Annotated in this window: 11 protein-coding genes and 1 pseudogene; 9 read left to right on the plus strand and 3 right to left on the minus strand. The window is 57.6% G+C overall.

Annotated elements, in window-relative coordinates:
- A pseudogene (locus tag RSSM_RS19055) lies at positions 1-677 on the minus strand (hypothetical protein); the annotation flags it as partial.
- 350 nt (positions 678-1,027) lie between these two features.
- Here RSSM_RS19055 and RSSM_RS19060 point away from each other — a divergent pair.
- Positions 1,028-1,732 (plus strand): hypothetical protein, encoded by a 705-nt coding sequence (locus RSSM_RS19060; RefSeq protein WP_008682377.1) that lies wholly within the window; start codon positions 1,028-1,030, stop codon positions 1,730-1,732.
- On the opposite strand, the gene RSSM_RS19065 is transcribed toward RSSM_RS19060, so the two are convergent.
- Complete coding sequence (locus tag RSSM_RS19065; protein WP_236621238.1) at positions 1,729-2,634, minus strand: phosphatase PAP2 family protein; 906 nt, start codon at positions 2,632-2,634, stop codon at positions 1,729-1,731. The two genes, RSSM_RS19060 and RSSM_RS19065, sit on opposite strands and share 4 nt — an antisense overlap.
- A 771-nt stretch (positions 2,635-3,405) precedes the next feature.
- Between RSSM_RS19065 and RSSM_RS19070 the strand changes: the two genes are divergently transcribed.
- The 7 genes from RSSM_RS19070 (at position 3,406) to RSSM_RS19100 (ending at position 12,214) form a co-directional block, all read left to right on the plus strand.
- On the plus strand, positions 3,406-3,723 hold the full coding sequence (locus tag RSSM_RS19070) for a co-chaperone GroES (RefSeq protein ID WP_044303035.1): 318 nt from the start codon (positions 3,406-3,408) through the stop codon (positions 3,721-3,723).
- Between the two features lie 58 nt (positions 3,724-3,781).
- On the plus strand, positions 3,782-5,401 hold the full coding sequence (gene groL, locus RSSM_RS19075) for a chaperonin GroEL (protein WP_008682384.1): 1,620 nt from the start codon (positions 3,782-3,784) through the stop codon (positions 5,399-5,401).
- Positions 5,402-5,619: 218 nt separating this feature from the next.
- A complete protein-coding gene (locus tag RSSM_RS19080; protein ID WP_044303024.1) occupies positions 5,620-6,483 on the plus strand; it encodes an ABC transporter permease in 864 nt (287 codons plus the stop codon).
- A 55-nt stretch (positions 6,484-6,538) separates the two neighbouring features.
- Positions 6,539-7,207 (plus strand): SCO family protein, encoded by a 669-nt coding sequence (locus RSSM_RS19085; protein ID WP_008682389.1) that lies wholly within the window; start codon positions 6,539-6,541, stop codon positions 7,205-7,207.
- A 134-nt stretch (positions 7,208-7,341) separates the two neighbouring features.
- Entirely contained in the window at positions 7,342-7,794 is a 453-nt protein-coding gene (locus tag RSSM_RS19090) for a DUF420 domain-containing protein (protein WP_008682390.1), read from the plus strand.
- A gap of 381 nt (positions 7,795-8,175) precedes the next feature.
- On the plus strand, positions 8,176-11,238 hold the full coding sequence (locus tag RSSM_RS19095; RefSeq protein ID WP_144059949.1) for a DUF1583 domain-containing protein: 3,063 nt from the start codon (positions 8,176-8,178) through the stop codon (positions 11,236-11,238).
- A gap of 256 nt (positions 11,239-11,494) precedes the next feature.
- On the plus strand, positions 11,495-12,214 hold the full coding sequence (locus tag RSSM_RS19100; RefSeq protein ID WP_008682392.1) for a 3-keto-disaccharide hydrolase: 720 nt from the start codon (positions 11,495-11,497) through the stop codon (positions 12,212-12,214).
- A 68-nt stretch (positions 12,215-12,282) separates the two neighbouring features.
- Here RSSM_RS19100 and RSSM_RS19105 read toward each other — a convergent pair whose 3' ends face one another.
- Positions 12,283-13,950 (minus strand): hypothetical protein, encoded by a 1,668-nt coding sequence (locus RSSM_RS19105; RefSeq protein WP_008682394.1) that lies wholly within the window; start codon positions 13,948-13,950, stop codon positions 12,283-12,285.
- A gap of 430 nt (positions 13,951-14,380) precedes the next feature.
- On the opposite strand from RSSM_RS19105, the gene RSSM_RS19115 reads away from it, so the two are divergent.
- Positions 14,381-15,658, plus strand: a complete 1,278-nt coding sequence (locus RSSM_RS19115; protein WP_044303036.1) for a glycosyltransferase family 4 protein — start codon at positions 14,381-14,383, stop codon at positions 15,656-15,658.
- Positions 15,659-15,713 lie beyond the last annotated feature (55 nt).

Here is a 15,713-nt window from a genome sequence, read left to right on the forward strand (position 1 = left end):
AACGATGGGTTCTTCGCAACCTTCTGCCGAATCGCGTCAGTCATGGATGCCCGCGTCAGCCAAGCGACGGTTTCCCGAGTCGGCGACGTGGACGCCAAGTCAAACTCTTTGGCGTGAGCCGTCGTGCGTTCGATGTCGATACCGTACCGAACCAACTCCAGATCGTGCCCAGCGAGCTGACCGATCAGAACGTCGATCCAACGCTCGATCATGCATCGCAGACGATTCAACCGAACCGCGTCACTGACCGTACACCCGCGCCGGTCGAGTATCGCCGCCTGGACTCGGTTGCGTGCCTCGAGATGTGACAGATAGATCGCCTGTGCGATCGGCGAAAACTCATCCCGCTGCCCCGCCCGGTCACTGCCTTCGGCCACCGCGGCAACCACTCGCGTCAACAATTCGCTGGCGAGAATCTCTTCGAGCACGCCAAGGTGATCCTGCCACCAACACCGCATGCGGTAGTGATTGCCACTGTTTTTGGCGTGATTGAATCGTGCCAGCGTTTGATGCCATAAATCCAAACGAACGCGAGACGCAGTCCAGTATCGATTGATTGCTTCAGGCGGAACGGTGGAGTGCCGATACAGCAGCGCGGGCCCGTGGTGGGCGATCACAGCGGCGAGTTCAGCGAGTTGGACGACGTGCATATCGATAGCGTGGCGCGATGGAATCAAATGGAATTCAATGCGAAACGCGGGCACGTCTGCATCGCCCCCAATGCGTGAATCCCCCCGGACGCGAACCAACCCATCAATGCACGACGCGTGCCTTTGGTGCCAAACACCTCCCAACGCACGAGAAACCCGCAGCGCAACCATCCGCCGGAGAACGACTTAGGACAAACGCTCCCCCAGCAGGCCAGGCAAACACCGTGTTGCGTTATCGCAACACGCGTGGCTTTTTTGACTTTCCTGCGGCATCTCGGCGCTGTGTTTACGACACGGCAGGCACTCTTTTCCCAACCCCCATTTCTCAACCCCCTTTATCTGCCTCACGCTCCCCGCCGCATTCCAACGGAAACACCATGTCCATCACCGCCACGCCTCGCAAGAACGATCTGTCCGTGACATCGACATCGTTCGTGCCGACTTCGCAAACCAAACTGCCGCTCGCCTTGAAAGTTGGCTACACCGCTTTCATGGCTGTCCTGGTGCCCTACTACTGGATCGAATACGGCCCGACGAACTTCGTCTATTTTTGCGACATCGCGTTGTTCCTAACTCTCATCGCGGTCTGGACCGAACGCCCCCTGTTCGCCTCGATGGCTGCCGTCGGGATCACCATCCCTCAATTCCTGTGGCAGGTCGACTTCCTCGGCAACCTCATCAACCTTCCCGTGACCGGGATGACCGATTACATGTTCAACGAGGAAATCTCACTACTCGCCCGAGGCCTTTCCTTCTTCCATTTCTGGCTGCCAATCTTGCTGATCGGCATCGTCCTCAAATTGGGCTACGACCACCGAGCATTGTGGTCATGGACGCTGATTGCCTGGGCCGCGATGTTGGTGAGTTACTTCTTCCTTCCGGCACCAGGCGATGCACTGGAGTTCGTCAACCAACCTCGGAACGTGAACTACGTCTACGGGATGAGCCCCGACGCTCCACAACACTACATGCCCACCTGGGCGTGGTTGGCGATGATGCTCGCTGGGCTTCCCGCGGTGGTGTACCTGCCAACGCATTCCCTGCTGCGATGGGTCGCGGGGAACGACACTCGAAACGCTTAGGCGGCGCGTTCGCTGCTCTGCGATTCTTCCTGCCCCGCCGTCATCGGAACGACATGCCCCGCCTGAACACGGTCCGGGGAGACGCCCGCCTGCGGCGGATCAGCATCCAATCCAACAGTCCCCAACGACGGCATCGCTTCACCGGAAGTTGCCAACTCATCCGTGGTACGAGGATCGGTGATTTGAGACGTCGGATTAACATCAACCGTCGCAGGTCGATGCCGGCGTCGCCGTCGCGGCTCGTGAGCCATCCGATCAAACAACGTTCCCATCAATTTGGGATGGTAACAAACAAACGCCCAAAGCAAACCGATCGCGACACCGCCGCACGCATCACTCAGAAAATGCGTCCCGGTGTTGAGCCGCTGCAGCAAGACTCCCACCCAAATCGTGGCAAACAGCACTCGGCCGCGCGGCAACAGGATCCACAAACCGATCGTCAGGGCGGTCGCCGTCACGACGTTCCCGCTGGGGAATGCTCGCGTGCTAGCGTCGAACGCGGCGATCTCGCTGAGGTCCCAGTCGAACGCCCACAACCAAGACGACTCACTGCCGACATATTCCAAGTTGAGGCTGCTCGGCCGTGGCCGCAGCACGAACATCTTCGTAATCGTCGCCAACGCACCTCCGCCCAGCGCGAGAGTCGCCAAACGTGGCACCTGCCAACGAAGCCGTGGGGCGAGCAACATGATGCTCATTAGCACCAGGAACACGCCGGTCCCGTGCGAAAAGACCAGCGACAACTCCAGCGCCGAATCCAAATCACGCGACAACGGCGAACTTTTGAAGTAACGAGCCACACTCGTATCGACCAGAGTCAACACCGGCACCATCAACAACATGATGGATGCCATGTACACCAAAGTGATCGGGCGATACAGCGACGCCGCCTCCGTATTCAACGCGGACAATCGCTGCGGAGACAGACGTCTCGGCAGAGACGGACTTCGTTCGGCGGCGCGCGATTCAGGCGCGTGGGATTCAGGCGCGTGGGATTCAGGCGCGTGGGATTCAGGGACCCGGGATTCAGGGACGTGGGATTCAGGGCAAAGCGGCTCAGCGGCACGGGAACCTGCCGAGCCGACCTCCGCATCGGGCCGAGCAGGCGCAGCCTCCTGGTGTGGATTTGCGGAAACGTCGCTGTCGAACCGAACGTGTTCGAGCGGAGAGCAATCGGATGTGGGGCGATCCAAGGGAACTTCCTTCTGACCGAGCTGTTTTCTTTCAGTCGCGACCTGTCGCGTCGTCCCATTTTCCTACTCAATGGGGACCTTCGAACGATAGATCATTTGGCCGAAACCTGCCTGATCGGGGTGCCAGGCCCGGCCAAACCGCCGCCCTTCGAGCCCCGCCGTCATCCGAGGCTGCCAATCTGAACTCGCCGACACGCCACGCCAGCCTGCCATCTTCCGCAAACCATTGAAGACAAACAACTTGCGCCAACAAAAACACCGCTGGCACGCCGATTGCTCATTAGCGGCGTCCAAACAATGCGTGCTGCCACAATGACTTGGAGGAGCGTTCGCGCCGACGAAATCGTCGCCCGCAACCCGCCACCGGCAGCCCCATTGTCCCGCCGGGCCACCGATCGCAATCGCCGTCGGCCCCTCGCGGCCTCACTCAAACTGACACAATCCCCTCAATCTGCCCCTTTTAAGAAAGGTTTCACGGACATGGCAACTGCCACGAAGAAGGCTTCGAAAATTCGTTTGCAACCCCTCGGCGAACGAATTGTCGTTCAGCGTGAAGAGAGCGAAAGCACCACCGCTGGCGGAATTGTGCTCCCCGACTCAGCCCAGGAAAAGCCCGCTCGCGGCACCGTGATCGCGATCGGCACCGGCAAACAACTCGACGACGGGTCCCGAGCTCCGAGCCAACTGGCCGAAGGCGACCGCGTCCTATTCAGCAGCTACGCCGGCGAAACCGTCGAAATCGACGACGTCGAATACCTGCTCATGCGTGAAGACGATGTCCTCGCTGTCTTCGGCTAGGACGCGACACGCCTCACCACTCACCAAAATCCCAACCATTTCACGAGCTTAATTCACCATGCCTAAAATCATTGCATTCGACCAAGAAGCCCGCGAAGCGATTCGCCGCGGCGTTGGCAAACTCGCCCGTGCCGTCAAAGTCACGCTCGGCCCCAAAGGCCGCAACGTTATCTTGCAAAAGAGCTTCGGCAGCCCAACGGTCACCAAAGACGGCGTGACCGTCGCTAAGGAAATCGACCTCGAAGACGTCTATGAAAACATGGGCGCTCGCATGGTCCGCGAAGTCGCGTCAAAGACCAGCGACGTTGCCGGTGACGGAACCACGACCGCAACCGTCATGTCCGAAGCGATCTTCAACGAAGGCCTCAAAGCCGTCGTCGCCGGGGTCAACCCGATCCAAATGAAGAGCGGTATCGAATCCGCTGTCGCCGACATCACCGAGCAACTGCACTCGATGGCAGTCAAGGTGAAAGATCAAGAAGCGATGGCCAACGTCGCCACCATCGCTAGCAACAACGACCGTGAAATCGGTAACCTCCTCGCCGACGCGATGAGCAAAGTCGGCAAAGACGGCGTCATCACCGTCGACGAAGGCAAGAGCCTTCAAACCGAACAAGAGTGGGTCGAAGGGATGCAGTTCGATCGCGGCTACCTGTCGCCTTACTTCGTCACCGATCCGGCCAGCATGGAAGTCGTTCTCGAAGACGCTTACGTGCTCGTCTACGAGAAGAAGATCAGCAACATCAAAGACATGGTGCCGATGCTCGAGAAAGTCGTGCAACAAGGCAAGCCATTGTTGATCATCGCCGAAGACGTTGACGGCGAAGCACTCGCAACGCTCGTCATCAACCGCCTCCGTGGCACCTTCACCGTTGCCGCCGTCAAGGCTCCCGGATACGGCGACCGTCGCAAGGCGATGATGGAAGACATCGCAATCCTCACCGGTGGCCAAGCCATCTTCGAAGCACTCGGTGTGAAGCTCGACAGCGTCGACCTGCCACAACTCGGTCGCGCCAAGAAGGTCATCATCGACAAAGACAACACCACGATAATCGAAGGTGCCGGCAAGACCGCCGACATCCAAGCTCGTATTGCACAAATCCGTCGCGAAATCGAAAACTGCACGAGCGACTACGATCGTGAAAAACTCGAAGAGCGTCTGGCGAAACTCGCCGGTGGTGTCGCCAAGGTGAACGTCGGTGCGGCAACCGAGAGCGAAATGAAAGAGAAGAAGGCTCGCGTCGAAGACGCCCTTCACGCTACCCGTGCCGCTGTCGAAGAAGGCATCCTCCCCGGTGGTGGCGTCGCTTTGCTGCGTGCTTCGGGCAAAGTCAAACCAGCTGACTCGATGACCCACGACCAAGTCGTCGGATACAACATCGTCCTCCGTGCTTGCCGCGCTCCGTTGCACATGATCAGCGAAAACGCTGGCCAAGACGGTGGCATCGTGTGCGAAAAAGTCCTCGGCATGAAGGGCAACGAAGGCTACAACGCCCTCACCGACACCTACGAAGACCTGGTCAAGGCCGGCGTCATCGACCCAACCAAGGTGACCCGCACCGCACTCGGCAACGCAGCTAGCGTCGCAACCCTGTTGCTGACCAGCGATGCATTGATCGCCGAAAAACCAGCTCCTGCTGGTAAGGGTGGCCACGGCGGCGACCACGACATGTATTGATCCTGTCCTCGCGACGAGACCTCCGTCGCGACGATAAAAACAACGAAAACCCCCTCGCGAAATCGAGGGGGTTTTTTGTTGCCCATGCCGCTCACTCCTCCCATCCGATTCGCGACCGCGTCGATCCATTTACACTTCCGCTGCGTCGCAATAACGTCTTCAATAGTGAAACAGCTTCCTCCACGCACGGTTCTATCGCAGCGGCACTGACCCCCCCCATGAACGACCTGCCTCTTTCATCCCGCATGAACGCCGCCTGGATGCTCGCCCGGCGTGAGTGGACACGTTTCTTCAGACAACGAAACCGGGTTACCGCCGCGGTCCTCCAACCGCTGCTGTTTTGGCTGCTCTTCGGCACCGGCCTGAGTGGTTCATTTGCCTCGGCAGGTGGCGAGAACTTCATGCAGTTCTTCCTGCCCGGCACGGTCGCATTGATCGTGCTTTTCACCGCGATCTTCGCAACGATCTCCGTCATCGAAGACCGCCGAGAAGGGTTCATGCAATCGGTGCTGGTTTCCCCGACCGGACGCTTCCCCGTCCTGCTCGGAAAGATCCTCGGCGGAGGTGCGATTGCCTGGGTACAGGCACTATTTTTCTTGGTCCTAGTTTATGCTGTCGGTGCAGTCACCGGATCATCAACGCTGCCGACGCTATCGGCTTCCTTCCCACTCTTACTGTTACTCCTCGCGGTGATCGCGATCGCAATGTGCGCCCTCGGAATGATCGTCGCGTGGCCGATGGAGAGCACGCAGGGCTTCCACGCGATCATGATGCTCGGCTTGATGCCGATGTGGCTGCTCGCGGGCACCTTTTTCCCGATCCCCGCGTGGAGCATCAGCGGTCCCGGGGCGGACGGGAACTGGGCCCATTGGGCACTCGCGGGCATCATGCAAGCCAACCCGTTGAGCTATTCGATGGTCGAACTCCGCCGTCTGATCAATCCAAACCTAGACCTATCGTCGGCCGGGTTCGCCCCGAGCCCTCTGCTGTGCTGGACCGTCACACTCGTCGCGACGGGACTCACTGTCGCGGTTGCCTGGTATTTGATGCGTGGCAGTCGCCGGGCCGATACGATGGTTTAGCGAGTTGCCTTCCCCTGCGGACGACTCCCGTCCGCGCAACGTATACGATTCAATCATGAAAACCACAATCAACGTCATCCTGATTCTTGCCGTTGGTGTTGTCGCGGGACTCACCATTCGACAATTCCGAGCCGACTCGACCGCGGGACCCTCCCCAGGCGAAACGATCTACAGCAACGACAACGCGGTCGCCGACAACGAGGCCGTCAAACCGGAAGACGTCGAAAACGATTCCCCCACCAAACCGCCCGAAGACGAAGAGTGGCTCAGTCGATTCGAACTGATCGAGCGCAGCGGCGAAAAAGTCAGCAGCGAAGACCTCAAGGGCGCCCCCTACGTCGTCAGTTTCTTCTTCAGCACCTGCCCGAGCATTTGCGTTCAGCAAAACCAAAAGATCCAAGAACTCCAAGAACAGTTCAAAGACAAGGGCGTGAAGTTCGTCGCGATCTCGGTCGATCCCGAGACCGACACCCCGGAAGTTTTGCAGGAGTACTCAGCACGCTTCGGTGCCGATGAAGAACAATGGCTGTTCCTTACCGGCGACCTGAACTACATCCGACGAATCGGTGCGGAGATTTTTCGCCAACCGGTCAGCAAACAGTTCCACACTGAACGATTCGTACTCGTCGATGCTGACGGAAAAGTAGAAGGCTTCTACAACTGGCCCGAAAAGAAGCAATTCGCCCAATTGCAAGAACGCATTTCGGAGATGCTCGAAGGCTAACCGCGGGTCGGCCGAATTGAGCCTACCCCGGCGAACGTCAAACGTCCTGCGTTTTCATAAATCCAACCGGATCGAAAGCATCAGGCGGTTCGGCTACGATTGGCGTTTTCTTTTCCACCCCAGCGGAAACAGCCATGTGGGACGCACTCGCCAGTTACCTGCCGCACCTTAACGCGGCACTCAATATCACCGCCACCGTCCTGCTCGCGATGGGATTGTGGAATATTAAGAACGGCCGCGCCAAACAGCACAAGAAGCTGATGGTGAACGCGTTCCTCGTCAGCATCGCGTTCCTCGGTTGCTATCTGTTTCACAAACTCGCCTTGTTCCAGTCAACTGGACAGTGGAATAAACCGTTTCCGACCGATGCCCCCCAAGCCGCACGAATCACCTACTTCTCGATCCTCATACCGCATATCTTGCTTGCGATTGCGGTTCCGGTTCTCGCCATGCGAGCCATCTATCTTGCGAAGAACGGTCGCATCGTTGCGCACAAGAAATGGGTTCGGTTCGCCTTCCCGGTTTGGATGTACGTTTCAGTGACGGGCGTGCTCGTTTATCTGATGCTCTATCAGCTCTACGCCTAAACCGACACATCCGTGATTGTGTCTCGTTGGTCCAAATCACCAGCATCACACCCGCGCTGAAGCTTCCCCGGGCTCGCACGAACAGAAACTGCGTCTGATCCCAATCGACGGCGCGGACTCTGGCTCTCGCATCGCATGCAAACCGAATTCGCATCCTTCACATCGCAATGCGTTAAACTGCACTCCTGCACCACGGGCACAAACCAACACCCCTGACGGCGATGTCAGCGCAACCTCCCAAGCAAATAGCGGTGCGTCTTTTTCGCTTCGGTTCCGAAGATGGCTGCCGAGAACTCTCGCGAACTGAGCAAGGGGCAGTCCCCAAAGTTCGCACGATGTCGCCCCGCGGAAACACACCTATCTCCTTCGGCACATTCAAACATGATCAACTTCCATCGCCTTCTGTTCTTGATCACGTTTGCGTTCGCTGGTTTTCTAGGAATCGACTCCGCATCTTCCCAAGAAACAACCTCACCCAAAACGGTGACGATACCGCATGAGGGCGTGGTCACTGGGGTAGCCTCGATCAGTCAAACGCAACCAAGCGATCAATCAACCGTCTCCGGTTCCGTGCTGGATTTCCGCGGCACGCCGGTCGTCAACGCGACGGTGTGCTGCGTTCCCAAGCAGAATTCGCGGCCAGTCATTTTCACGAAAACGGATACAGACGGACGGTTCGAATTCAGGCAACCCGTTTCGTTGCCAACCAATCTCGTCGTGACTTCACAATCATTCAGCCCACAATCCAAACGAATCGAACAAAGTGCGGCCGCAAAGGACATCACGCTTCGATTGCTACCTGGACGGCGGGTTCGATTCGAAGTCGTTGATTCCGAGGGCAACCCGATCCAAGGAATCTCAATTCGAACATTGAGTTGGAACGAGCGACGAGGACTCCAACTTCGCGGAGAAACAGATCAGCGTGGACAAGCCGTATTCAGCAACGCCCCTGCGAATGAGGTCACCTATGTTTTTTGCTATCCAAACTATCTCTCCGTTCGACAGAATCTTTCGGCGAAGCCAGGCGTGCACCGGATCAAACTGACTCCTCTTACTCTGGCCTCCGCATTCGATTTACGCCGCCAGTCTGCTATCGACGCGGAACTGCTCAATGCGAAACCAGTAAACCCAGTCGTTGCGACACTCGACAAACAGGCTGAACTCCTCGCGAAAGATTTCGAGCAAAACCTAGCGAGCGATGAGTGGATCCGATCCAAGAGTCTGCAATTCCAACCGTCACTCACTGCGACGGGCACCCAAACAGCAAACGGGTTCGCGATCACTCAGGCAGTATCCAAAACGTGGAACGAATCCAAACTGAAGTGCAATGTCACTCTCTCAGGTGATTTTGACATTGAGGCCGACTACAGCATCCTCGAATGGGAGGGAACCGGCGGCAGCCTGACACTCGGCGTCGCACTCAGCGGCGAAGAAACACCGAAGGCTCGGGCGTCCTGCAAAGTCACCGCGAACGGCACCTCCATCCTCGCTCAAAAACACTGGACAACGGCCACCGGTCTGCATCGAGAAAACCATTCGATCCAACAAGAAACCAACGCCGGATCGCTGCGAATCGCCCGACGCGGTGAGACTGTATCGATACTAGCCCGCCAAGCGCAAGGCGACGCTTACCGGATCATTCAACAATATGAACTCAATGCCTCTGTGATTCAAAACGGAGGGGTGGTGTTGGGAGTGCAGGCACCTATCGACGGTTCCATCCAAGTACTTTGGCAACGCGTGCGGATCCGTGCGGCTCAATGGCAAATGATCGGTGACGAAAAATCGACCGTGGCAGCGGTCGCCATCTACGACACACCGACCAATCAAGTCCACCGAATTAGCCAAGCAACCGGCGGGTACTCCCATGTCGGATCTCCCGCGTGGTCTCCTGACCAACAGTGGATCGCGTACGATCTATGCAATGGCAGCACTCGCGACTCCCGCGTCATGATTGTCAGCGTCGATGGTGGTGAACCGAAGGATATCGGGTTTGGATCCATGCCCAATTTTTCGCCCGACGGATCGATGATTGCATTTTCTGCTTTTGGCGAAGGCATCGGAGTGATGAACCGCGACGGAAGTAATCGACGTATCCTGAACCGACGGGGATGGCAACTGCAGTGGTCGCCCGAACCGAACAAACTCGCCTATTCTCTGGGCGGCCAGATCCATTCCTTGGATCTCGAAACCGGGACCGATCGCGCACTCATGCAAGGCGAAGCGGCGAACCAGTACCAGAGCTTGAACTGGAACATGTGCTGGTCTCACGATGGAAGACAAATCGTCTTCAATGGTACCAATCGCTCGACCGGAGACACCGACATTGCTGTCTTCGATTTAGATCAACCCGATCAAATTCGCGTCCTCGTGGCAGACGCTCCGATCCAACATTTGAATTTCTCATGGTCCCCTGACAACCAACAGATTCTGTTCCTGTTGAATCCGCCCGGTTCGCGACCACGGATGCATACGATCGCGAGCGACGGCAGCGGACCACCGGTGCGACTGCCCGATAAAACGGAATACGTTCGCCTCACCAGCGCCGTTTGGTCACCGGATGGAACACGAATCGCGTTGACGGGTGTTGACCGTCTTCTCCCCCCGAGGCGGATCTACCGGATCGATGCGAACGGCAAAAACTTGTGCCGGATCACTTGGAACTTTCTCGATCTAGGAGACCATCTCTCGCCTGACGTTTCACCCGACGGCAAGGAAATCGCGTTTGAATCATTTACAGGTGATCCGCATGAATCGCACATCGTTCATTTGAACACTGATGGCACGGCGGTCCAAGACTTAGGTCTCGGATGCATCCCGAGCTTCACCGCCGACGGCAAACGCCTCGCCTATTCCAGTTTTACTGGAATGAAGATATCGGAACCGCGTCCCGGACTTGCTCAGCGGGTGTCAATCGGCGGCACGTGGACTCTGCAAGCGTGCCCCGTTGACGATCGACTTGCGTGCATCCGCAATTGGGGAGCACGAGGCGCCAACATCCGTATATCCGAGGGGCAATCGGGCGAATCAAAAAACCTGCTCGTCGGTGAGCATGCCAATCGCTATATGATCCTCCCGTTTTATCTCGCATGGTCGCCTGACGGAGAATCAATCGCCTTCGTTGGAAAACGGAAAGACAACAGCCGCCGGGAACTCGCAATCGTCTCCACAAGCGGGTCGGACGATACCTTTGAAATCCTGGGCGAAAACCTCCGAATTCAAAACGACATCGGCTGGCATCCCGATGGACAACGTCTGATCGTCGCGCAAAAAGATCTCGTCACCGGCCTGCATCAGTTGCACTGGGTCGATCGCGACGCACCGCACGCCTTGTCTCGCGTCCCCGGCCAACCCACAGACGCCGACAATCGCCACCCGTTTTACACTCGCGATGGCTCACTGCTGTACTTCACCAGCCAACCGGTTGCCACACCACCTCAATAGCGGGTCACCACGCGACCGTGATTCACCGACGCATCAGTCGCAATGCAGACCAAAGCGACCAAACGCGGCTTTTTTGCGAGAAATATCAACTGTATACGTGACCCTTGGGGCTCGGGTGATATTAACTCTAGACGATAATGCCCGCACGCCGCTCGCTGCTGATTTTCAAGCGCATTTGCTTTACAGGTGCGGGGCATTAAACTGACCAACCTTCCATCGACGTCCCTCCCCGCCTCCCACCTCACGAGACCCCGCGATGCCGCGCCATCCACGCCCGTCTGTTTTCTTGCACCTGCTTTTCGCTTCCACCCTCATCGGCTCGTTGCAACTGTGCTCGACTTCTTTTGCTGAAGAGACCTCAACCGATTCGACATCATGGATCACACTCTTTGACGGCAGTTCGCTCGACGCATGGCGTGAATACAATCACGACGAGGTAACCACCGGGTGGCGAGTGGAAGACGGCGCACTCACCTGCATTTCGCGAAAAGAGCAAGGCGACAAGGCTCGCGGGGAAGACCTGATCACTCGCGAGAAATTCTCAGCGTTTGAACTCGAACTCGAATTCAAAGTCACCCCCAAAGCCAACAGCGGCGTGATGTTCCATGTCGTTGAAACCGACAAACCGCCATACTACACCGGCCCCGAAATCCAAATCCAAGATCACGTCGGTGGCCACGATGGTCAGAAAAGTGGATGGCTGTATCAGCTCTATCCTTCCGAGGTCGACTCGATCAAACCGGTCGGTGAGTGGAATCACTTGCGAGTCATGATCACCCCCGAAAAATGCCAAATTGAACTCAACGGCGTCCTCTACAGCGAGTTCGTCAAAGGCAGCGATGATTGGGACGCACGTGTCGCCAAGAGCAAATTCGGCAAATGGAAAGGCTTCGGCGAAGCGGACAACGGCCACATCTGCCTGCAAGACCATAACGACGAAGTTTCCTATCGAAACATTCGCGTTCGGCGTTTGTAAGATCTCAAACAGGAACGGTTCCCAGCACGCGATTTACTTCATTTCCATGTTGAACGCGAACGGACGCTCTACCAATCGCCGTCGCCCAGTTGCCGTCTGATAAGAACCGTCACTCTTCCAAATCGATGCCTCTCGACTCCGGGAGGCAATATCGATGCAGGCCCGATGCTTCGCCGCGTGATTATCGCGGCGGGCACATCGCCTGAATCTTCGTCCGCCTGCTGGTTCGGACGGTGCCCCGCCGATTCATCTGCCAACGCGATCCACCGTTCCAACGCATCGTCGCCAACACCCATCGGTCGTAAATCACTGCCGAGTGTGTAGGGGCCACCGGTCACGTAACGCAAATATTCTTCCAAGCGTGGGTCCGTCACGAAAATCGGCTGCCCCTTCTGCTCGATCAGACCGGCATCGATCCACACCGAATCTTGTTTTGGGGCGGATTCTCGGGTGAAGGCAATCGCCGCCTTCCATCCTTCACCACGCCGTGCCAATCGCGTCTCGCCGTGCATTAACCGGCCGAGCGTCCGCTGCTGCGACATCATCAACAGCAAACAGGCCACCGCAGTAAAAACGGACATGACCTGGTGTCGTCTGATCAAACCGACCACCCCGAATCGCCCACTGGCGATGCCACCAACAGCCCATCCCAGCACACCGCACAAAAACGGCAGCGAAGCGACGAGATAGCGACGATGCCACAACGCAACGCCGCCGATGTATGACAGTACGAAACACGTGAGCGTAGCGATCGCCACGGTGGCGACTGACAAACCAACAAAAACAATCACTGGCCCTAATCCAGAACGTCCTCGTCCACGCGAGACGAATCCCGCCCAGAGCGTCAACGCGAGCACAGGCCAAACCACTAGCGCCCCCCAAGGCCATAACGTTCCGATTTGGGTCCATGAATTCGCCGTGGCAAATGACGTCCACGCCTCTCTGGCATGCCACAACGACTCGTGCGTCTGCATCCACAAAACGGCGACTAGTCCCCACACCATCCCCGCCACACCATGGATGCTCAAGACGACAAAGCTCGCAGATCGGTTCGTTCGCCATCGCCACCAATCCGCTAACACAAACACCACGACCATCACCGCGAGCACCGTGAGCGACGTCACATGCACGGCCGCCGCCAACAACACAACGAGGTGCAAGCCAATACGGCGAACAACGCCTGTCCGATCGATCGCATCGCTGTGATGGAAATCGGCATCCATGATTTTCGTCACCACGCTCAGCACCGCGGTCGACAGAAACACGATCGCCGCATAAGGACGAAGTTCCGTCCCGAAGAAAATCGCGTTGCTTTCCAACCCCAGCGCGAGCCCCGCGGCTACTCCACCGATCAAACTGCCGCTGGTCCTAGTCACGATCCGCACCATCCACGCCGCCGCGCTGGACACCAGCAACACGCTCGTTAATCGCAGCACCGCCTCGACACCGTATAGGGTCAACACACCCTCCGGCATGAGTCGATTCCACATCGCGATCAAATAGAAATAACCTCCTTGCTGGTTGCCGATTGCCGCTCGCGTTCCGACATCCCCCCAATCCGCGAACGCGCACCACGCCGTATGCAACTCGTCCACCCAGAAACTCTCCCCGCAGGACGGCCACCGGATCGCAAAAGCAACCAAAAACACTACCACCATCGCCACCATCGAAACTCGCTGAGGTTGCCGTCCGTGATCGGGCGTGAGATCAGGATCAGGATGCGAGTGACGAGTCATTTAAACGAAGAAGGGTCAGGGAAGAGGGTTTCGGCGAAGAAGGTTCGGCAGAGAGGGCATAAAGGAATAGCAACCGCGAGATCGCCGATGGAAACACCGCCCCGTAGTGCGAGTATCTTACACGTATCTTTTTCGGTGTCGCCGCTACAACCCTCACGACCTGACCGGGAATCCCGGCATCGACATACGCTCACCAAAGTTTGTCGACACTGCCCTCTCGAGTGACCAACGCTTTCGACAGAAGCCTGTCTGTCTCTGAGTACCGGACAGAAAACTCATGAACCGATCGGCGTTCGCCCTGGTTCGTCCGAGATGACCGACGTGACCACTCACCTGACGGTTACCTCGGTCCATTTTCTGTCTGCTCTTTAGCAACTTCCTTGTCGCGTGCGTGATAGCGAACGCGATCATGCGTCACTCCGAATATCCAATGAATCCGACCCTTCCTAGCGACTTTTCATCCGTACCGACACCGCTTTCTCCCGTCGACGAGTCCTGTCCGGCAACGGTCCGGATGTTGGTGCGTCCAACGGTTGAGGATGCGAGAACAACTCCGGGCGAGACTCCTGCGGCACCGGTGCAAACCGCCCGCGTCTTGCACGTCGTCAACGGGGAACACTTCTCCGGTGCCGAACGCGTGCAGTCACACCTGGGTCGCTGTTTGCCGCTCGAAGGAATCACTGCTGATTTCGCCTGCGTGAAACCGGGGCGTTTCGCCGACATGCTCGACGAACGATCCGATCTTCCGGTCGGCGAAAAGTGGGGACGAGGATACCGCGTCAAGATGCGCGGCCGGTGGGACGTGTTTCAATCCAAACGTTTAGCCGAAGTCGTTCGCAACGAAAACTATCAACTCCTGCACGCCCACACGCCACGTACCGCGATGCTCGCGTCGGCAGCGTCCCGCCTGACCGGCGTGCCCTGGGTGTATCACGTCCACAGCCCGGCATCGCGAGACTGCGAACGCATGCTGAGCAACCGAATCAACGCGTTCATCGAAAAGCGTTCCCTCTCCAACTGCTCGCACGTCGTCTGTGTTTCAAACAGTCTTCGTGAAGATCTCATTCGCAACGGCCATTCGCCGGACCGCGTAACCGTGATCCACAACGGGGTTCCCGCCATTCGTCCCGAGCGAAACTCACTTCCCCTTGTTGGCGAGACATGGGTCATCGGCATGGTCGCCTTGATGCGAAACCGGAAAGGACTCGAAGTGGTCCTCGACGCACTCGCTCATCTGCTCGAACGCGGCCATCGCGTCAAACTGCGATGCATCGGGCCGTTTGAAACCGACGCGTATCGAAATCAAATCGATCGCCAAATCACTGACCTCCAGATCGGCCCGCACATCGAGTGGGTCGGCTTCACCGACAATGTCCCTGAAGAACTCTCGCGTCTCGACGCGATGGTACTTCCGAGCCTGTTTGGTGAGGGGCTCCCGATGGTCGTCCTCGAATCGATGGCGGCGGCCGTTCCTGTCATCGCAACCAAGGTCGAAGGCACCCCGGAAGCAGTCCGTCACGGCGTCGAAGGACTGTTGGCTGAACCACGGGATGCGGAATCACTGGCCAACCAGATTGAAGCCCTGGTCACCGGGCAATACGACTGGGAAACGATGGCCGAAGCCGCTGCTGCCCGACATGGCGAGCACTTCAGCGACATCGCAATGGCCCGCGGCACCGCGGAACTGTATCGAAAACTGCTGGCGTAAGTCCCACCACCACCCCGCGTGGCGGAATTAGACGACGATCGGTACGATTGTTCGC

This window comes from Aporhodopirellula sallentina SM41 (assembly GCF_000346505.1).
In the GTDB taxonomy this organism is placed as follows: Bacteria; Planctomycetota; Planctomycetia; order Pirellulales; family Pirellulaceae; genus Rhodopirellula; species Rhodopirellula sallentina.